This window comes from Brachybacterium sp. FME24 (genome assembly GCF_014897705.1).
Classification (GTDB): domain Bacteria; phylum Actinomycetota; class Actinomycetes; order Actinomycetales; family Dermabacteraceae; genus Brachybacterium.
In genome coordinates, this window is sequence record NZ_JABUXV010000005.1 from 15669 (window position 1) to 35284 (window position 19616).

17 protein-coding genes are annotated in these 19616 nt (G+C 70.5%); all 17 read left to right on the forward strand.

Annotated features, from left to right (window positions below):
• Positions 1–171: 171 nt before the first annotated feature.
• Complete coding sequence (mihF, locus tag INT51_RS06545) at positions 172–498, forward strand: integration host factor, actinobacterial type (protein WP_193104417.1); 327 nt, start codon at positions 172–174, stop codon at positions 496–498.
• Entirely contained in the window at positions 495–1091 is a 597-nt protein-coding gene (gene gmk, locus INT51_RS06550) for a guanylate kinase (protein ID WP_193104418.1), read from the forward strand. Before mihF ends, gmk begins: the two co-directional genes overlap by 4 nt.
• Before the next feature lie 83 nt (positions 1092–1174).
• Positions 1175–1537, forward strand: coding sequence for a DNA-directed RNA polymerase subunit omega (rpoZ, locus tag INT51_RS06555; protein WP_193104419.1), 363 nt, complete (start codon positions 1175–1177; stop codon positions 1535–1537).
• Between the two features lie 25 nt (positions 1538–1562).
• Positions 1563–2837 carry a bifunctional phosphopantothenoylcysteine decarboxylase/phosphopantothenate--cysteine ligase CoaBC gene (coaBC, locus tag INT51_RS06560; protein WP_193104420.1) on the forward strand — a complete coding sequence of 425 codons (1275 nt, stop codon included), beginning with the start codon at positions 1563–1565 and terminating at the stop codon, positions 2835–2837.
• Positions 2834–4042 (forward strand): methionine adenosyltransferase, encoded by a 1209-nt coding sequence (metK, locus tag INT51_RS06565; RefSeq protein ID WP_193104421.1) that lies wholly within the window; start codon positions 2834–2836, stop codon positions 4040–4042. Before coaBC ends, metK begins: the two co-directional genes overlap by 4 nt.
• Positions 4039–4455, forward strand: a complete 417-nt coding sequence (gene hisI, locus INT51_RS06570; protein WP_193104422.1) for a phosphoribosyl-AMP cyclohydrolase — start codon at positions 4039–4041, stop codon at positions 4453–4455. The genes metK and hisI overlap by 4 nt, the downstream gene beginning before the upstream one ends.
• The gene (locus tag INT51_RS06575) at positions 4452–6047 is read left to right on the forward strand and encodes an anthranilate synthase component I (protein ID WP_193104423.1); all 1596 of its coding nucleotides are present in this window, start codon (positions 4452–4454) and stop codon (positions 6045–6047) included. Before hisI ends, INT51_RS06575 begins: the two co-directional genes overlap by 4 nt.
• Entirely contained in the window at positions 6044–6793 is a 750-nt protein-coding gene (locus tag INT51_RS06580; RefSeq protein WP_226832052.1) for a Trp biosynthesis-associated membrane protein, read from the forward strand. The genes INT51_RS06575 and INT51_RS06580 overlap by 4 nt, the downstream gene beginning before the upstream one ends.
• A gap of 200 nt (positions 6794–6993) precedes the next feature.
• Entirely contained in the window at positions 6994–7242 is a 249-nt protein-coding gene (locus tag INT51_RS06585; RefSeq protein ID WP_193104424.1) for an HGxxPAAW family protein, read from the forward strand.
• Positions 7239–7706: a DUF2752 domain-containing protein gene (locus tag INT51_RS06590; protein WP_193104425.1), complete on the forward strand. Its 468-nt coding sequence runs from the start codon at positions 7239–7241 to the stop codon at positions 7704–7706. Before INT51_RS06585 ends, INT51_RS06590 begins: the two co-directional genes overlap by 4 nt.
• Before the next feature lie 32 nt (positions 7707–7738).
• Complete coding sequence (gene trpC / locus INT51_RS06595; RefSeq protein WP_193104426.1) at positions 7739–8572, forward strand: indole-3-glycerol phosphate synthase TrpC; 834 nt, start codon at positions 7739–7741, stop codon at positions 8570–8572.
• Positions 8569–9921 (forward strand): tryptophan synthase subunit beta, encoded by a 1353-nt coding sequence (gene trpB / locus INT51_RS06600; RefSeq protein WP_193104427.1) that lies wholly within the window; start codon positions 8569–8571, stop codon positions 9919–9921. Before trpC ends, trpB begins: the two co-directional genes overlap by 4 nt.
• Entirely contained in the window at positions 9918–10751 is an 834-nt protein-coding gene (trpA, locus tag INT51_RS06605; RefSeq protein ID WP_193104428.1) for a tryptophan synthase subunit alpha, read from the forward strand. The genes trpB and trpA overlap by 4 nt, the downstream gene beginning before the upstream one ends.
• Positions 10752–10862: 111 nt before the next feature.
• Positions 10863–11792, forward strand: a complete 930-nt coding sequence (gene lgt / locus INT51_RS06610) for a prolipoprotein diacylglyceryl transferase (RefSeq protein ID WP_193104429.1) — start codon at positions 10863–10865, stop codon at positions 11790–11792.
• Between the two features lie 119 nt (positions 11793–11911).
• Complete coding sequence (gltB, locus tag INT51_RS06615) at positions 11912–16492, forward strand: glutamate synthase large subunit (protein ID WP_193104430.1); 4581 nt, start codon at positions 11912–11914, stop codon at positions 16490–16492.
• Positions 16485–17963, forward strand: a complete 1479-nt coding sequence (locus INT51_RS06620; RefSeq protein WP_193104431.1) for a glutamate synthase subunit beta — start codon at positions 16485–16487, stop codon at positions 17961–17963. Before gltB ends, INT51_RS06620 begins: the two co-directional genes overlap by 8 nt.
• Before the next feature lie 102 nt (positions 17964–18065).
• On the forward strand, positions 18066–19535 hold the full coding sequence (gene pyk / locus INT51_RS06625; protein WP_193104432.1) for a pyruvate kinase: 1470 nt from the start codon (positions 18066–18068) through the stop codon (positions 19533–19535).
• The last annotated feature ends 81 nt before the right edge of the window (positions 19536–19616 follow it).

The following is a 19616-nucleotide window of genomic DNA, read 5'->3' on the forward strand; positions in this document are numbered from 1 at the left end:
CAGGCACCCGGGCCCCACCGGAGGCCTCCGGTGGGGCCCCAATCTGCACCGGACCTGGGATTGTGCGTGTCAGAAGTGCGCTTCGCCACGATATTGGGGTTACGCTCTTCCCACACGCGAGGTCCTCCCGGATCCCGCTCGTCACCAGCAAGAGAACAAGAGGTAAGAACAGTGGCTCTCCCTCCCCTCACCCCTGAGCAGCGGGCCGACGCCCTGAAGAAGGCCGCCGAGGCTCGTCGCGAGCGTGCGGCCATCAAGGGTCGACTCAAGGACAGCGCCGGCCGACGCGGCGAGGAGATCAAGAAGGTCCTGGTCGAGGCCGAGACCAACGAGATCGTCGGCCGACTTCGGGTCGCCGCCCTGCTCGAGGCCCTCCCGGGCGTCGGCAAAGTCAAGGCGCAGCAGATCATGGAGGAGATCGGCATCTCCCCCTCCCGCAAGATCCGGGGCCTCGGCTCCCATCAGGCGGAGAAGCTCGTCGCCCACTTCTCCGAGTGACCGTTCCACACGGGGCCGGTGCCGAATCGGCACCGGCCCCGGTGACTGTCCTGGCCGGTCCCACAGCGGTCGGCAAGGGCACGGTCTCCGCCAAGATCCGTGAGCTGTACCCGCAGATCTGGCTGTCCGTCTCGGCCACCACCAGACCTCCCCGCCCCGGCGAGGTCGATGGACTCCACTACCGCTTCGTGAGCGATGACGAGTTCACCCGCCTGGTGGAGAACGAGCAGATGCTGGAGTGGGCCGTGGTCCACGGTCGCCATCGCTACGGCACGCCGCGCGGGCCGGTCGTCGAGGCCGTCGCGGCAGGCCATCCCGTGCTGCTGGAGATCGACCTGGCCGGTGCCCGGCAGATCCGCCACACCGTGCCGGAGGCGCGCTTCGTCTTCCTCGCCCCGCCGAGCTGGGACTCATTGGTCGAGCGCCTCGTCGGGCGCGGCACCGAATCCGCCGAGGAGCGTGAGCGCCGTCTGGAGACGGCGGCGCGGGAGCTGGCGGCCGAGAGCGAGTTCGACGTCACCATCGTCAACGACGAGGTGCCGCGAGCGACCGCGGAGCTGGCCGCCCTGCTGGGCGTGCGCGACCTCACCTGACCTGTGCGCCGGGTCCCTCGCCCCTTCCGGGGTTCAGGGAGTATCCTGGAGCGTCGCACGCCGAAACTCTCGAAGGGACATCCGTGGCCGGAACAGTCGCCCAGCCCGAAGGCATCACGAACCCCCCGATCGACCGTCTCCTCGAGACCGTCGACTCCAAGTACGCGCTGGTGCTCTACTCGTCCCAGCGCGCCCGTCAGATCAACGCCTACTACTCGCAGCTCTCCGAGGGCCTGCTCGAGTTCGTCGGCCCGCTGGTGGACGTCGACAACCAGGAGAAGACGCTGTCGATCGCGCTGCGCGAGATCGACGAGGGGCTGCTGACGGTTCGCGAGGTCGACGAGGCCGAGTTCGCCGCCCAGAACGAGCCCGATCCGAATGCTCCGGCGCCGCTCAAGCTCGGTGACGACGCCCCTGAGGTCCAGACCTCCGAGTTCGGCTTCTGATCCGGTCCCCCCACCGGGAGATCCGATGAGTACTGTGCAGCGCACCCTCGAGGGTGCCCGCGTCCTGGTCGGTGTCGGTGGCGGGATCGCCGCCTACAAGACCGCGCACCTGGTGCGCGGTCTTGTCGGTGAAGGGGCCGACGTCCACGTCCTGCCCACGGCCTCGTCCCTGAACTTCGTGGGAGCAGCAACCTGGGAGGCGCTCAGCCACCACCGCGTGCTCACCTCCGTGTTCGAGGACGTCGATCAGGTGGCGCACGTCCGACGGGGCCAGGAGGCCGATCTCGTGGTGATCGCCCCGGCGACCGCGGATCTCCTCGCCCGGATGCGAGCTGGTCGCGCGGACGATCTGTTGACGGCGTCCCTGCTCGTGACCCGAGCGCCCGTGGTGGTGGCGCCGGCGATGCACACCGAGATGTGGGAGCACCCTTCCACGGTCGAGAACGTGCGTGTGCTGCGCGAACGCGGTGTCACGGTGCTCGAACCCGCAGTGGGCCGCCTGACGGGCCCGGATTCCGGGGCCGGACGGCTCCCCGAACCTGACGCCCTTCTCGACGCCGCGCGCTCCGTGATCGCCGCTCCTCGGGACGCGAACGGCGCGGTCCTGCAGGATCTGGCCGGGTACGAACTGCTCGTCAGCGCCGGCGGTACCCGGGAGGACCTCGATCCGGTCCGGTTCCTCGCCAATCATTCCTCCGGCCGCCAGGGCTGGGCACTTGCTCACGCCGCCCTGGTCCGGGGAGCGCGCGTGCGCTTGGCGGCGGCCAACGTCGACCTCGAGACTCCTCCGGGCGCGCAGCGGTTCGACGTGGGCAGCGCCGCGGAGCTCGCTGCGAGCATCGCCGAGCACCGGCGTGACGTCGATGCGCTGGTCATGGCCGCTGCTGTGGCGGACTTCACCGCGGCAGCGCGCGCGGACGAGAAGATCAAGAAGGACGACGGCGACGACGACTCCGTCCCGTCGATCGACCTGCGCAGGACCGAGGACATCCTGCGTCACAGCGTGCTGGACCGTGGAAGCTCCGACCGCCCCGCGATCGTGGGCTTCGCGGCCGAGACCGGTGGTCATGGCAGCTCCGCCCTGGAGCTCGCCCGGGCGAAGGCCCGCCGCAAGGGAGCGGATCTGCTGGTCTTCAACGACATCACCAATGGCGTGTTCGGTGCCTCGGACAACGCCGTGCGCATCCTGGACGGCGACGGGCAGGAGGTCGCGGAAGCGGCCGGGAGCAAGACCACCGTCGCCCACGCAGTGCTCGACGAACTCGTCGATCGGCTGCCGCACGTACCCTGGTCCGCATGACCTCCAGCGAGCTGCGCACCTTCACGTCAGAGTCGGTCACCGAAGGGCACCCCGACAAGATCTGCGACCAGATCTCCGACGCGATCCTCGATGACCTGCTGTCCCAGGATCGAGACGCCCGCGTCGCCGTGGAGACCATGGTGACCACGGGCCTCGTTCATGTCGCCGGTGAGGTTCGCACCACGGGATACAGCGACGTCGCCACCATCGTGCGTGATGTGATCCGCGACATCGGCTACGACTCCTCCGAGAAGGGTTTCGACGCGGATTCGTGCGGTATCGAGGTCTCGATCGGTGCGCAGTCCCCGGACATCGCCCAGGGCGTCGACAACTCCGTCGAGACCCGCGGCGACGCGGGGGCAGAGGCGTTCGCCCGCCTCGGCGCCGGCGATCAGGGACTCATGTTCGGTTACGCCTGCCACGACACCCCCGAGCTGATGCCGCTGCCGATCCACGCCGCCCATCGCCTCACCCGCAATCTCTCGACCGCGCGCCGGGACGGTGTGCTGCCGTACCTCCGGCCCGACGGCAAGACCCAGGTCTCCATCGGCTATGACGAGGACGGCGTGGCGCGCAGTGTCGAGGCCGTGGTCGTCTCCACCCAGCACAGCGAGGAGGTCGATCTCGACAGCCAGCTCGCGCCGGCCATCTCCAAGGTCGTCATCGCCCCGGTCCTCGAGGACCTCGCGGCACTGGGCCTGGACGTCTCGGGGGTGAGGACCCACATCAACCCCTCCGGTCGTTTCGTGCTCGGCGGCCCCAAGGGCGACGCCGGCCTGACCGGCCGCAAGATCATCGTGGACACCTACGGCGGCATGGCCCGGCACGGCGGCGGCGCCTTCTCCGGCAAGGATCCGTCGAAGGTGGATCGTTCCGGCGCCTATGCGATGCGCTGGGTCGCCAAGAACATCGTCGCCGCGGGCCTTGCGGATCGGTGCGAGGTCCAGGTCGCCTACGCGATCGGTGTGGCGGAGCCCGTGGGCCTGTACGTGGAGACCTTCGGGACCGCCCACCGGCCGGCCCACCAGATCGCCGCCGCCGTGCGGAAGGTCTTCGACCTGCGCCCTGCCGCCCTGATCGACGCCCTGGACCTGCTGCGGCCCATCTACTCGCTGACGTCCGTGCACGGCCACTTCGGCCGCGAGCTGCCGGAGTTCACCTGGGAGCGCACCGACCGCGCGGCGGAACTGGAGCGCGCCCTGTGACCACGCCCGACGGATCCCCGAGCCTGACCTCCTCCGCCCCGGCGACCGGCCTCGACCCGGAGTTCGCCGCACGCCTGAAGCGGGACGATGCCGGCCTGATCACCGCCGTCGTCCAGGACGCCACCGACCACCGCGTGCTGATGGTCGGCTGGATGGACGACGAGGCGCTGAATCGCACCCTGACCACGGGGCGGGCCACCTACTGGTCCCGCTCCCGGGGCGAGTACTGGCGCAAGGGCGACACCAGCGGCCACGTCCAGTGGGTCCGCGCGGTGTCGATCGACTGCGACGCCGACACCCTGCTCGTGCAGGTGGACCAGGTCGGCGCGGCCTGCCACCGCGGCACCGACACCTGCTTCGACGGCGGCGACCTGGGAGCCGTCGTCCTGGATCCCACGGAGCGCACCGCATGACCGATCCACATCGTCCCGACAGCGAGAGCCGCAGCGAGGCCTATCCGGAGCTCGTCGCCGGCCGCGAGGGCGTCACGCTCGGTATCGTCCAGCCCGACCGGGAGACGTTCCGCGCCCTCGCCGCCCGCCAACGAGTGGTGCCGGTGAGTGTGCGCCTGCTCGCCGACGAGGACACCCCCGTGTCCCTGTATCGCCGGCTCACCGCCGGAGGCGACGGCCGCGGCACCTTCCTCCTCGAATCAGCAGGAGAGGGCGAGGCCTCGCGCTGGTCGATCATCGGCACCCGGGCCCGCGCCGTCCTGACCGAACAGGAGGGCCGAGCCTGCTGGCTCGGCGACGTCCCGGCCGGCGTACCGACCGACGGCAGCCCCGTCGAGGCACTGCGCGAGGTCACCAGCGCTTTCCGTGCTGCGCGTCAGCCGCACCTGCCGCCCTTCTCCGGCGGCATGGTCGGTTTCATCGCGTACGACGCGGTGCGGCATTGGGAGAAGCTCGCCGCGGCTCCACCGGACGAAGTGGGCCTGCCGGACCTGTCGATGCTGCTCGCCCAGGACGTCGTGGTCCACGACGCCCACGACTCGACCGTGGTGCTGGTCGCCAATGCACTGAACCTCAACGCCACCGATGAGGGCGTCGACGTCGCCTACGACGACGCCCTCGCCCGGCTGGAGGCGATGCGCGAGCGTCTGCGCACCCCACTGCGCAGCGGCGCGATGGTCTATGAGACGGTTCGCGATCTCGAACCCAAGTCCCGCACCGCCCAGCTCGACTACGAGCGGGCCGTGCAGGAGGCGGTGCAGGACATCGTCGAGGGAGAGATCTTCCAGGTCGTGCCTTCGCAGCGGTTCTCCCTGCCGGTCGCGGCGCACCCCCTGGACGTGTACCGGGTGCTGCGGCGCATGAACCCCAGCCCGTACATGTATCTGCTGCGCACCGTCGACGCGGCCGGGGAGCCCATCGATGTGGTCGGCGCGAGCCCCGAGTCCCTCGTGACCGTGCGCGGGACCACCGCGACCACCCACCCGATCGCCGGTTCCCGTCCCCGGGGCGCCACTCCGGAGGAGGATGAGCGCCTCGCCCAGGAGCTGCTGGCCGATCCCAAGGAGCGCTCGGAGCATCTGATGCTGGTGGATCTCGCGCGCAACGACCTGCAGAAGTTCTGCGACCCCGGCACCGTGGTGGTGCGGGACTTCATGCACATCGAGCGCTTCTCCCACATCCAGCACATCGTCTCGACCGTCACCGGGCACATCCGCGAGGACGCTCTGGCGTACGACGCGCTGCGCTCCACGTTCCCGGCGGGAACCCTCTCGGGGGCCCCGAAGCCCTCGGCCATGCGGATCATCGACCACCTCGAGCCGGTGCGCCGCGGCGTGTACGGCGGCACCGTCGGGTACATCGACTTCGCGGGGGACATGGACATGGCGATCGCGATCCGCACCGCTGTCCTCAAGGACGGCACCGCTCATGTCCAGGCCGGCGGGGGAGTGGTGGCCGATTCGGACGCCACCATGGAGTACCGGGAGACCCAGTCGAAGGCGGCCGCGGCTCTGCGCGCCGTCGCCTCGGCCGATACGCTGCGTCCCGCATGAGCGGCGCATCCTCGACCTCCCCGCGCAGCGCCGACGGGCCCCGCCGACCCGAGGGCGATGCAGCGAGGGACGATTCACGCATCGCCGAGGGCCGGCCTCGCTCCGGACGCCGGATGCCGAGCCGTCGAGTGACCGTGCTCGCCGGCACCGCAGCGTCCGCGCTGCTCATCGGCGCCACGCGCACCACCTGGGCAGAGGCGACAGCACCCGACCTCACCGGGACCTCGCAGTCTGTGGCGGTCACCGGGTCGGAGGCCGCCCCGGCCGTGCTCGCGCTGGCCGTGGTCGCGATAGCCGCCGCCCTGGCCAGCTCGCTGTCCTCGACCTGGGTGCGCTACGTGACCGGGCCGGTGCTCATCGCGGCGGGTTTGTCGGCGGCGTGGTCCGCCATCGCCGCGGCGCTGGATCCGATCGGAGCTGCGGGATCCGCCGTCACCACGGCCACCGGTGTGCTCGGCTCCGAGGTGGATGCGGTCGCCACGCCCTGGCCGCTGCTCGCCCTGATCCCCGCGGCCGCGGTCGCAGCGGTCGGGGTGATCGTGCTCGTCGCGGGCCGCTCCTGGCCTGTGGGCACCCGGTATCGCAGCGCGGCTGTCGCCGCCCCCTCGGACCCTGCTCGCGATCCCGCAGCGGCCTGGGACGCACTCACCCGTGGCGAGGACCCCAGCATCGACAACGGGGGTTCCAGCACCGGCGATGACGGCCCGCCGGAGCCCGGGACCACCCCGGATCCGCGCCGCCCGTGAGCTCGGGCGCCGTGCGCCGTCGGCCCGGCAGATCCTGCTCCAGCAACTCGCCCCGGCACGTTCCTGGCGGGCCCACCTCGGGTGCGGTGACCGTGGTCACCCGGGATTCGGCACCCGGACCGACAGCCGGACTCCTCGCCGCCCCCGCCCCGATGACATGGCACAATGGCCTGGACCGGGACCCTGACTGGAGAAGGACCATGACCAAGACCTATGCCGTGCCGCCGCCCCCGCCCCACAACGAGGGCAAGACCGTGGCCGCGTACACGCTCAACTACGGCGTGGTCCTCGGCTCCCTCCTGATCGGCCTGGGCATGGTGCTGCCGATGACGCTGCTCGTCTGGATCGGCGCCGGCGTGATCGCTCTGGCCATCGTCGTCGGCATTGCCCTCTCGATGGCCGGACTGGGCCAGCCGCGCCGCCGGAGCGTAGGAGCAGAAGCCCGGTGACTTCCGCGGTGCGGGACCAGCGCGGCATTCGCGCGCAGGAGGCCCCCGCCCGCGGACTGCGCAGGGTGGTGCTGCCCGTCGGCCTCGCCGTCGGCGGCGTCGCGGTCGCGCTGATCGTCCAACTGGTGTTCGACCCCTTCCGGACCGATATCCCGCTCTGCGTGGTCTACCACCTGACGGGATTGCACTGCCCGGGATGCGGAGCGATCCGCTCCGTGCACGCCCTGCTCGCCGGTGATCTGCTCCTCGCGCTGCGCAGCAACGTCCTGATCGCCGCGGCACTGCCGCTGACGGTCGCCGGGTTCGCGGTATGGACCGTGCGCCGAGCGCGGGGGTGGCCGACGAACCTGCTGCCCTCGCAACGGGTCGCGTACGTCCTGGTCGCCGTCATCGCAGTCTTCACCGTGCTGCGCAACCTGTCAGCCTTCTGGTTCCTCGCCCCGATCTCCCTCGTCGGCGCCTGAGCCGCCATCCCCGACCACTGCAGGAGGCATCCGTGACCACCACCGGAACCGTGCTCGACGAGATCATCGCCGGCGTGCGCGAAGACCTCGACGCCCGTCGGGCCCAGACCTCCGCCGCTGCGATCCGGGAGCTCGCCCAGCAGGCCGCACCGGCGCTGGACGCCCGCGCAGCCCTCCTCGGCGACGGCACCACCATGGGGCTGATCGCCGAGGTGAAGCGAGCCAGCCCGTCGAAGGGCGCCCTCGCGGACATCCCCGTCCCGGCCGAGCTCGCCGAGATCTATGCCGCGCACGGGGCCAGCGCGATCAGCGTCCTGACCGAGCAGCGCCGTTTTCGCGGCTCCCTGGCCGATCTGGACGCGGTGCGCACCCGGGTCCCGGTGCCGGTGCTGCGCAAGGATTTCGTGGTCGAGCCGTACCAGGTGTTCGAGGCCCGCGCCCACGGCGCCGACCTGGTGCTGCTGATCGTCGCCGCGCTCGAGGACCCGCTGCTGCGCGAGCTGTACGAGCTGACCGCCGAGCTCGGCATGCAGGCAGTGGTCGAGACCCATACCGACGATGAGGTCGAGCGCGCCCTCGCGCTGCAGGCAGACATCATCGGGGTCAACGCCCGCAACCTCAAGACCCTCGACGTGGATCTCGACCGGGCGGCGCACCTCCTGCGACAGATCCCCGCCGGGCCGCTCGCGATCGGGGAATCCGCAGTCGCCTCCGTCGTCGACGTCGAGGCGTACGCCGCCGCGGGGGCCGACGCCGTCCTCGTCGGCGAAGCCCTGGTCACCTCCGGTGATCCGGCCAGCGCGGTCGCCGCGTTCCGCCAGGTGGCCCGCCGTGGCCGCCCCGCCCCGGAAGGAGCTCAGGCATGAGCACCCCCGATCCCCGACCTGTCGTCACCGATCTCGCACGCCCGTTCGGTGAGCTGCGTTCCGAGGCCGGCCCCTACTTCGGGGACTTCGGCGGCCGTTTTCTCCCCGAGGCCCTGGTGCCGGCGCTCGACGAGCTGCGCGAGACCTACGAGAAGGCCGTGCTGGACCCCGAGTTCATCGCCGAGCTGCAGCGGCTGGCCCGCGAGTACACCGGCCGTCCGTCACTGCTCTCCGAGGCCCCGCGCTTCTCGCAGCTCGCCGGCGGCGCCCGCATCCTGCTCAAGCGGGAGGACCTCAACCACACCGGCAGCCACAAGATCAACAACGTGCTCGGCCAGGTGCTGCTGACCAAGCGCATGGGCAAGTCCCGCGTGATCGCCGAGACCGGAGCCGGTCAGCATGGGGTCGCGACCGCCACCGCGGCCGCGCTGTTCGGGCTGGACTGCACGATCTACATGGGCGAGGAGGACACCGAGCGCCAGGCTCTGAACGTCGCGCGCATGCGCCTGCTCGGGGCCGACGTGATCGCGGTGACGCAGGGTTCGCGCACCCTGAAGGACGCCATCAACGAAGCGTTCCGCGACTGGGTCGCCAACGTCGAGACCACCCACTATCTGCTGGGCACCGTCGCCGGCCCCCATCCCTTCCCGGTCATGGTGCGCGACTTCCATCGGATCATCGGCGAGGAGGCCCGGGCGCAGACCCTCGACCTGGTGGGGCGGCTTCCGGACGTCGTGGTGGCCTGCGTCGGCGGCGGATCCAACGCGATGGGCATCTTCCACGCCTTCCTCGACGACGTCGACCCGCTCGTGCGATTGGTCGGCTGCGAGGCCGGCGGCGAGGGCATCTCCTCCGGCCTCCACAGCGCGACCATCGGCGGCGGCACGCCGGGGGTCCTGCACGGATCCCATAGCTTCGTGATGCAGGACGAGGACGGCCAGACCATCGCCTCGCACTCGATCTCCGCGGGCCTGGACTATCCCAGCGTCGGGCCCGAGCACGCCTGGCTCGCCGACATCGGCCGCGCCGAGTACCGAGCGGTCGACGACGGCCCCGCCATGGAGGCTTTCGCCCTGCTGTCGATGACCGAGGGCATCATGCCCGCGATCGAGTCCGCGCACGCCCTGGCCGGAGCGCTCGAGCTGGGCCGCGAGCTCGGTGAGGACGCGGTGATCCTGGTGAGCCTCTCGGGCCGCGGGGACAAGGACGTGGACACCGCCTCGCGCTGGTTCGGGCTGGTCGGGGAGGACTCCGGTCGCGCCGATCTCGAGGCTCTGCGCGCCCGGGCTCGCTCCACGTCCGACAGCACCGCCAGCACGTCCGAGAAGAACGGGAAGGAGACGCGATGACCGCCCTCGACACCCACCGGTTGCGCGCGGCGGACGCCCTGGACGTCGCCCGCGCCGAGAACCGCGCCGCCCTGATCGGCTATCTGCCCGTCGGCTACCCGGACCTGGCCGGCTCGATCGAGGCCGCGCGCGTCCTGATCGACCACGGCGCCGACATGATCGAGCTGGGTCTGCCGTACTCCGATCCGGTGATGGACGGCCCGGTCATCCAGAAGGCTGCTTCTGCAGCGCTGCGCGGCGGCGTCCGCACCCGTCATGTGCTCGAGGCCGTCGAAGCACTCTCCGGCCGCGGCGCCGCGATCCTCGTGATGTCCTACTGGAATCCGGTGCTCGCGTATGGCCCGAATGCCTTTGCGCGCGACCTCGCGGCAGCCGGTGGCGCCGGCGTGATCACCCCTGACCTGATCCCCGACGAGGGCGCCGACTGGATCGCCGCGAGCGAGGAGCATGGCGTGGACCGCGTCTTCCTCGTCGCGCCCAGCTCGCCGCCGGATCGACTTGCCCATGTGGTGTCCCACACACGCGGTTTCGTCTACGCGGCGAGCACCATGGGTGTCACCGGGACCAGGGCCAGCGTGTCTGCGGCCACCGAGGGCCTGGTCGCGCGCACCCGGGAGGCCGGTGCCGAGAACGTCTGCGTCGGTCTCGGCGTCTCGAACGGTGAACAGGCCTCGCAGGTGGGGGCGTACGCTGATGGAGTGATCGTGGGTTCGGCCTTCGTGCGTGCGCTCCTGGATCATGAGGGTGACGCCCCGGCGGCCCGCACTGCTCTGGCCACCGTGACCGACGATCTGCGTGCAGGCGTCGAGCGCTCTCGAACCCGGCAGTGACGAACGCTTTGCAGTGACCAGGGGACGCGACGATCGGATCGTCGCCGCCGCCATGGTCTCGGAACGACCAGCACGCCGCGATGAGCGGCACCAGCAGTGAGGAGCCCGGACATGATCCCCAGCCCGTCCATCTCCTCGGTGTCCCTGGGGCCGCTCACGGTGCACTTCTACGCCATCAGCATCCTGGCCGGCATCGGCCTGGCCCTGTGGTGGGCCACGAAGCGCTGGGAACGGCGCGGCGGCAGCGGAGACGACCTGTTCGACATCGTCTTCGTCGCGATCATCGCCGGCATCGTGGGTTCGCGCATCTGGCACGTCCTGACCTCCCCTGAGCCCTTCTTCGGCGCGGGGGGCGACCCGATGGCCGTGTTCTACATCTGGCAGGGCGGTCTCGCGATCTACGGCGGCGTCGCCGGCGGCGCCCTCGCGGTGTGGATCATGGCCCGGGTGAAGAAGGTGTCGTTCATCGCCCTGGCCGACACCATCGGCCCGACGATCATGGCGGCCCAGATCCTCGGCCGCTTCGGGAACTGGTTCAACCAGGAGCTGTACGGCCCGGCGCTGGACACCTGGTGGGCCTGGAAGGTCACCTGCGTGACCAACGGGCAGACCATCGGTGGCTGCATCCCCGGCACGTATCACCCCACGTTCCTCTACGAGCAGCTGTGGAACCTCGCCGGCCTGGCGGGCCTGCTGCTTCTGAGCCGGCGCTTCGCCTGGGGCGGAGGCCGCATCTTCTGGGCCTATGTCGCGATCTACTCGACCGGACGCGCCTGGATCGATGCGATCCGCAGCGAGCCCGTGCTGATGGTGGGACCGCTGCGCATCCACACCCTGGTCGCGATCGTCATGGCCCTCGTGGGCATCGGCGTGTTCGTGTATCTCAGCCACCGCAAGCGCCAGCGCGGGGGAGAGGTCGTCGCCGCGGACGGCTCCTTCGAGCTGTTCGCGCAGACCGCGGGCAACGGCCCGGACGAGGACGAGGTCGAGAAGTCCGGGACTCCTCCTTCCACGGGTGAGGACCCCTCACCCGGCCCTTAGGGCGCTCTGGAACCCGCGCGACGCAGATCGCCAGGACGGGAACCCGTGCCCGGGACCGGGAAGTCGTCGAAATCCGACGCCCCCGCCACCGGCCGCCCGCCTGAAAGGGCTTCACGCTCATGCGTCCTCTTGATTCCCGTTTCACCCGTTTCCCGAGCCCCCAGGGCCTCTACCACCCGGCCAGCGAGGTCGACTCCTGCGGCGTGGCGATGATCGCCACCCTCCGTGGTCGCGCCGGCCACGACATCGTCGAGCATGCCCTCACGGCGCTGCGCAACCTCGAGCACCGCGGTGCGGTCGGTGCGGAGGAGGACACCGGTGACGGCACCGGCATCATGGTGCAACTGCCCGATGCCTTCCTGCGCGAAGTCAGCGGCCTGGATCTGCCGCCGCTGGGCTCCTATGCCGCGGGCATCGCGTTCCTCCCGCGGGACGAGTCGGGCCGACGCGAGGCGATGGACGCCCTCGACGTGATCGCCTCGGACGAGGGCCTGCGCGTCCTCGGCCAGCGCCAGGTGCCCATCACCGAGGGGCTCGTCGGCCCGTCCGCCGAGGCGGTCCGCCCCGATTTCGTCCAGATCTTCCTCGCCGACGGCGCCGGCGAGCGCAGCGGGATCGAGCTCGAGCGCGCGGCCTTCGCGGTGCGTCGCCGCGTCGAGCACACCACCGGCGCCTACTTCCCCTCGCTGTCGACCCGCGTGATGGTCTACAAGGGCATGCTCACGCCGGCCCAGCTCGACGAGTTCTATCCTGACCTGCAGGATCCTCGCTTCGCCTCGGAGCTGGCGATCGTGCATTCCCGGTTCTCCACGAACACGTTCCCCGCCTGGCCCCTCGCGCACCCGTTCCGGTCACTCGCCCACAACGGGGAGATCAATACCGTCATCGGCAACCGCAATCGCCTGCGCGCCGCTGAGGGCAGCATGCGCACCGATGCCTTCGGCGAGGATTTCGAGCGGCTGCTGCCGGTGAACACCCCCGGCGCGTCGGACTCGGCAGGCCTGGACGAGGTGCTCGAACTGCTGCACCTCTCGGGCCGCTCCCTCCCGCATGCCCTCATGATGCTCATCCCGGAACCCTGGGAGAACGACGAGTCGATGGATCCGGACCTGCGGGCGTTCTACGAGTTCCACGCGTCGCTGCAGGAACCGTGGGACGGGCCCGCGTCGGTGGTCTTCACCGACGGCACGCAGGTCGGCGCCCGCCTGGATCGCAACGGCCTGCGACCGCTGCGCTACTGGGTCACCGACGAGGACCTCGTGGTGCTCGGCTCCGAGACCGGGCTGATCGACGTCCCCCGCAGTTCGATCGTGCGCACCGGGCGGGTGGCGCCGGGGGAGATCTTCCTGGTGGACCTCGCCTCCCGGGAGATCGTGCCCAGTCGGGAGCTCAAGCAGGCCATCGCCACCGAGCACCCGTACGGCACCTGGGTGCGCGAGCAGAAGGTGAACCTCGCGGATCTCCCCGTACGCGAGCACATCATCCACTCCAGATCCTCCGTGGTGCGGCGCCAGCAGACGTTCGGGTACACCGAGGAGGAGCTGCGGGTGCTGCTGGCACCGATGGCCGCGAAAGGCGCGGAGCCGCTCGGCGCGATGGGGACGGACACCCCGATCGCCGTGCTCTCGGAGCGGCCGCGGTTGCTGTTCGACTACTTCACGCAGATGTTCGCGCAAGTGACGAATCCTCCGCTGGACTCGCTGCGCGAGGAGATCGTGACCTCCCTGCGAGGGACCATCGGCCACTCCAGGAACCTGCTGGATGCGACGGCGCAGCACGCCCGCCAGCTCGCCCTGGACTTCCCGATCCTCGACAACGACCAACTGGCGACGATCGTGGCGGTCGATGCGCACCCCGGCACCGCCGATCTGCACACCGTGGTCCTGCGCGGCCTCTACCCGGTCGGCGGCGGCACCGCCGCCCTCGAGGCCCGCCTGCACGAGATCTGCGAGGAGGCGGTGGCCGCGATCGACGACGGGGCCACGTTCCTGGTGCTCTCGGACCGGGATGCCAACCAGGTGCTCGCCCCGATCCCGTCCCTCCTGCTGACCAGCGCCGTCCAGCACCACCTGGTGCGCACCGGCCGGCGCACGGCGGCCGGGCTCATCGTGGAGGCAGGTGACGTCCGGGAGGTCCACCACGCGGCCCTGCTGATCGGCTACGGCGCGAGTGCGATCAACCCGTACCTGGCCATGGAGAGCGTCGAGGAGCTCGTGCGCCGCGGCGTCCTCAGCGACATCGAGCCCGAGCAGGCGGTGCGGAATCTCAATACGGCCCTCGGCAAGGGGGTCCTGAAGATCATGTCGAAGATGGGTATCGCCACCGTCGCGTCCTACCGTGGTGCACAGATCTTCGAGGCGGTCGGGCTCTCGCAGGGACTCGTGGACACGTGGTTCCCCGGCACCGTCAGCCGCATCGGCGGCATCTCCCTGGACGTCATCGCGCAGGAGAACGCTGCTCGCCACGCCCTGGCCTACCCGATCGACGGCGACCGGCCCGCGCACCGGAACCTGCCCGTCGGCGGGGAGTACCAGTGGCGTCGCGAAGGCGAGCCGCATCTGTTCACCCCCGAGGCCGTCTTCCGCCTGCAGCATTCGACCCGCAACCGGCAGTACGACGAGTTCCGGCGCTATACCGACGAGGTCGACGACCAGCACGAGCGGCTGATGACGATCCGTGGCCTGATGAGGCTGCGCACCGGAGAGCTCGACCCGATCCCGCTTGAGGAGGTCGAGCCGGTCGCAGCGATCACGCGCCGGTTCATGACCGGTGCGATGAGCTACGGCTCGATCTCGCAGGAGGCTCACGAGACCCTCGCGATCGCCATGAACCGGCTGGGCGGGATGTCCAACAGCGGCGAGGGCGGCGAGGATCCCGAGCGCCTGCGCGACCCCGAGCGGCGCAGTGCGATCAAGCAGATCGCCTCCGGGCGCTTCGGGGTCACCAGCGAGTACCTCACGTTCGCGCGGGACATCCAGATCAAGATCGCCCAGGGTGCCAAGCCCGGCGAGGGCGGGCAGCTGCCCCCGGAGAAGGTGTACCCGTGGATCGCGCGCACCCGGCACTCGACCCCGGGCATCGGCCTGATCTCGCCGCCGCCGCACCACGACATCTATTCGATCGAGGACCTCGCACAGCTGATCCACGACGCGAAGAGCGCGAACCCCGCGGCGCGTGTCCACGTCAAGCTGGTCTCCCGCTTCGGGGTCGGCACTGTCGCGGCGGGCGTCTCCAAGTCCCATGCGGATGTGGTGCTGATCTCCGGCCACGACGGGGGCACCGGCGCCAGCCCGCTGAACTCCCTCAAGCACGCCGGCACCCCCTGGGAGCTGGGTCTGGCCGAGACGCAGCAGACCCTGCTGCTGAACGGGCTGCGCGACCGCATCACGGTGCAGGTCGACGGGCAGATGAAGACCGGGCGCGACGTCGTCATCGCCGCCCTGCTGGGTGCCGAGGAGTACGGCTTCGCCTCCGCCCCGCTGGTCGTCTCCGGCTGCGTGATGATGCGCGTGTGCCATCTGGACACCTGTCCGGTGGGCGTCGCCACGCAGAACCCGGAACTGCGGTCGCGCTTCACCGGCAGCGCGGACCACGTGGTGACCTTCTTCCAGTTCGTCGCGGAGCAGGTGCGCGAGCATCTCGCGGCGCTCGGACTGCGCTCCCTGGACGAGGCCGTCGGCCGAAGCGACCTGCTGTCCCTGCGCCAGGACGCGCGCGCCGGGTCCGTGCTCGGCGCCGCCAAGCGCGAGGGACTCGATCTCGAGGCGGTTCTCGCGGCCCCCGTCGTCCACGAGGGTGACTTCCCGCGGCGACGTCGCGGTCAGGATCACCAGCTGGAGCGGGCCGCGGACCATCCCTGGATCGAGCAGGCGGCCGAAGTGATCGACGGCGGACAGCCGTCGGTGCGGATCACAGACACCATCCGCAATGTCCAGCGCAGCACAGGCACGCTGCTGGGACACGAGGTCACCCGTCGCACCGGCGGGACCGGCCTGCCGGAGGACTCCATCGTGCTGGACCTCGAGGGCACCGGTGGGCAGTCCTTCGGGGCGTTCCTCCCGCAGGGGGTGAGCATGCACCTGACGGGCGATGCCAACGACTACGTCGGCAAGGGACTCTCCGGCGGCGTGATCGCCGTCGGGCACGGCGCCGGCACGGAGCCCTCCGTGACCTCCGCCCCGATCGCGGGCAACACCTGCGCCTACGGGGCCACCAGCGGACGGCTTCTCCTCGCCGGATCGGCGGGGGAGCGGTTCGGGGTGCGCAACTCCGGGGCCACCCTGGTCGCCGAGGGGATCGGGGATCACGGTGCGGAGTACATGACCGGTGGCGTGGTGCTCATCCTGGGCCCCACCGGTCGCAACCTGGGCGCCGGCATGAGCGGCGGCACCCTGTTCGTCCTCGACCTCGACCGCGCGATGCTGAATCCCCAGGACGCCGCGACCTTCGAGATCACTCCGGTGCGCGAGGACCACCGCGGATTCGTGCTCGAGGCGATCTCCGAGCACGCGCGCCGCACCGGGTCGGACCGGGCGGCCGCTCTGCTGGCCGACCCCACCGAGCTGCTGGCTCGGATCACCGAGATCGCGCCCCGCGCCTTCCTGCGCATCACCGGGATCCGCGAGGACGCCCTGGCCCAGGGGATCGACCCCGATTCGAACGACGTCTGGAACGAGATCATGGAGAACACTCATGGCTGATCCTCGTGGATTCCTGAGATACCGCGACCGCGAGCTTCCCGCACGCAGGCCGGTGCCGTTGCGCCTGATGGACTGGCGCGAGGTGTACGAGGCGCGGGAGAAGGGGACGCTGGATGTCGTCTCCCGCCAGGCCGGACGCTGCATGAACTGCGGCATCCCGTTCTGTCATCAGGGGTGCCCGCTGGGCAACCTGATCCCGGAATGGAACGACCTGGTCTACCGCGATGACTGGCGGGAGGCGAGCGAGCGTCTGCACGCGACCAACAACTTCCCGGAGTTCACCGGCCGTGCCTGCCCGGCGCCGTGCGAGTCCAGCTGCGTGCTGGGCATCAACCAGCCCCCGGTGACCATCAAGAACGTCGAGGTCTCCATCATCGATCGCGCCTTCGAGGACGGCTGGGTCGAGCCCGTCGAGGCCTCCCGTCAGACCGGCCGGGCAGTGGCCGTGGTCGGTTCCGGACCGGCCGGGCTGGCGGCCGCCCAGCAGCTCACCCGTGCCGGCCACTTCGTGGTGGTCCTCGAACGCGATGACCGTCTCGGCGGTCTGCTGCGCTACGGCATCCCGGAGTTCAAGCTCGAGAAGCGTCATATCGATCGGCGTCTGCAGCAGATGCGCGCCGAAGGCACCAAGTTCCGCAGCGGCGTCGAGGTCGGCGGGGACGGCGAGGACGCGCTGACGATCCAGGAGCTGCGTTCCCGCTTCGACGCGGTGGTGCTCGCCACCGGGGCCAGCGCCCCCCGAGAGCTTCCGGTCCCGGGTCGGGATGCGAGCGGGATCCACCCCGCGATGGAGTACCTGACCCAGGCGAACCGCCTCGTGGAGGGAGACTGGATCGGGGACCAGATCTCCGCGCAGGGCAAGGACGTCGTGATCATCGGCGGTGGCGACACCGGCGCGGACTGCCTCGGCACCGCCCTGCGTCAAGGGGCGCGCTCGGTGACCACGCTCGCCATCGGCACGCAGCCGCCCGCCGAGCGCGACGAGAGCCAGCCCTGGCCCACGCATCCCGTGCTGTTCGAGGTCTCCACCGCTCACGAGGAGGGCGGCGGACGTTCCTACCTGGCTTCGACGACCGGTTTCGAGGTCGACGAGCACGGCGCGGTGACCGGGCTGAAGGTGGCCCGGACCCAGTTCCGCGACGGGAAGCGGGAACCCACTCCGGGCACCGAGACCGTGCTGCCCGCCACCCTGGTGCTCCTCGCGATGGGATTCACGGGAACCCAGGAGGACGGGCTGCCGGCCGCGCTCGGAGCGGACCTCACCTCGCGCGGGAACATCGTGCACGACGAGAACTGGTCCACGACCGCCCCCGGTGTGTTCACGGCGGGAGACTGCGCACGAGGCCAGAGCCTGATCGTGTGGGCGATCGCGGAGGGTCGCGCCTGCGCGGCGGCGGTGGATCGCCATCTCATGGGCAGCACATCCCTCCCCGCCCCCGTGAGCCCCGGCGAGAAGCCCGTCACGGTGTGAAACACTAGGGGCGACCACGCGATGCTGCGGCCCGTCCGGCGGCGCTGTCTGTGGTGCCTGCCGGCGGGCCGCGGCCCTTACCAGAACTACAGATGGGTTGACATGCGCAAAGCGAAGATCGTCTGCACACTCGGTCCGGCGACCAGCACCTACGAGCAGATCCGGATCCTGATCGACGCCGGGATGAACGTGGCGAGGATGAACCTCAGCCACGGCACCTACGACGATCATGAGCAGGTCTACGCGAACATCCGCAAGGCGGCCGAGGACCTCGGCCGCAATGTCGCCATCCTGGTCGACCTGCAGGGTCCCAAGATCCGCCTCGGCAAGTTCGAGAGCGGACCTCACCAGCTCGAGGTCGGCGACTCCTTCACGATCACCACCGAGGACATCATCGGGTCGAAGGAGCGCGTCTCGACCACGTTCAAGGGCCTCCCGGGTGACTGCCGCCCCGGCGACGTCCTCCTGATCGACGACGGCAAGGTCTCCATCCGCGTCACCGACGTCAGCGAGACGGACGTGACCACCATCGTCGAGGTCCCCGGCCCCGTCTCGAACAACAAGGGCATCAACCTCCCCGGCGTCGCCGTCTCCATCCCGGCCATGAGCGAGAAGGACATCGCGGACCTCCGCTGGGGCCTGGGCCTCGGTGCCGACATGATCGCGCTGTCCTTCGTGCGCGACGCGCACGACATGGACGAGGTCCTGCGGATCATGCAGGAGGAGGGACGCCGCGTCCCCGTCATCGCCAAGATCGAGAAGCCGCAGGCCGTCCGCGCCCTGCGCTCCATCGTGGGTGCGTTCGACGGCATCATGGTCGCGCGCGGCGACCTGGGCGTCGAGCTGCCGCTCGAGCAGGTCCCGCTGGTGCAGAAGCGCGCCATCGAGCTGGCTCGCCGCAACGCCAAGCCGGTGATCGTCGCCACTCAGGTGCTCGAGTCCATGATCACGAGCCCCCGTCCCACCCGGGCCGAGGCCTCGGACTGCGCGAACGCCATCCTGGACGGCGCCGATGCAGTCATGCTCTCCGGCGAGACCAGTGTCGGCGCGTACCCCTTCGAGGCGGTCCGCACCATGGCCCGCATCATCATCAACACCGAGGAGAACGGTGCGGACCGCATCCTCCCCCTCGGCACCATCCCGCACACCCGCGGTGGCGCGATCACCCGCGCGTCCGCCGAGATCGGCGATCAGCTCTCCGCGCAGTATCTGGTGACCTTCACCGAGTCCGGTGACACGGCGCGGCGCCTGTCCCGGCTGCGTCCCACCATCCCTCTGCTGGCGATGACCCCCTACCCGGAGGTCGCCCGCCAGCTGTCGCTGACCTGGGGCATCGAGGCGCACCTGGTGCCCATGCAGAAGGATTCCGACGCGATGGTCGCCGTGGCCGACTCGCTGCTGCGCGAGCACAAGGGCCTGCAGAAGAACGATCTGGTCGTGATCGCGGCCGGTTCACCTCCCGGCGTCCACGGATCGACCAACACGCTGCGGGTGCACCGCATCGGTGACCTCGACGGCACCGAGTCCGCTCGTATGGAGGCCGACCGCATCGCGGCGGGCCCCGAGAGCTGAGCAGGCCGCCACAGGAGAACGGCGCCCGCGGCCGGATGGCCGGCGGGCGCCGTCTCGTGCTCGGACCTGTGTGCACGCATG

Bases quoted from the DNA above. Each gene is read 5' to 3' on its own strand.
- lgt (WP_193104429.1), top strand. From the start codon at position 10,863: ATGATCCCCAGCCCGTCCATCTCCTCGGTGTCCCTGGGGCCGCTCACG.
- trpA (WP_193104428.1), top strand. From the start codon at position 9,918: ATGACCGCCCTCGACACCCACCGGTTGCGCGCGGCGGACGCCCTGGAC.
- metK (WP_193104421.1), top strand. From the start codon at position 2,834: ATGACCTCCAGCGAGCTGCGCACCTTCACGTCAGAGTCGGTCACCGAA.
- coaBC (WP_193104420.1), top strand. From the start codon at position 1,563: ATGAGTACTGTGCAGCGCACCCTCGAGGGTGCCCGCGTCCTGGTCGGT.
- INT51_RS06580 (WP_226832052.1), top strand. From the start codon at position 6,044: ATGAGCGGCGCATCCTCGACCTCCCCGCGCAGCGCCGACGGGCCCCGC.
- gltB (WP_193104430.1), top strand. From the start codon at position 11,912: ATGCGTCCTCTTGATTCCCGTTTCACCCGTTTCCCGAGCCCCCAGGGC.
- INT51_RS06585 (WP_193104424.1), top strand. From the start codon at position 6,994: ATGACCAAGACCTATGCCGTGCCGCCGCCCCCGCCCCACAACGAGGGC.
- trpB (WP_193104427.1), top strand. From the start codon at position 8,569: ATGAGCACCCCCGATCCCCGACCTGTCGTCACCGATCTCGCACGCCCG.
- INT51_RS06620 (WP_193104431.1), top strand. From the start codon at position 16,485: ATGGCTGATCCTCGTGGATTCCTGAGATACCGCGACCGCGAGCTTCCC.
- INT51_RS06575 (WP_193104423.1), top strand. From the start codon at position 4,452: ATGACCGATCCACATCGTCCCGACAGCGAGAGCCGCAGCGAGGCCTAT.
- pyk (WP_193104432.1), top strand. From the start codon at position 18,066: ATGCGCAAAGCGAAGATCGTCTGCACACTCGGTCCGGCGACCAGCACC.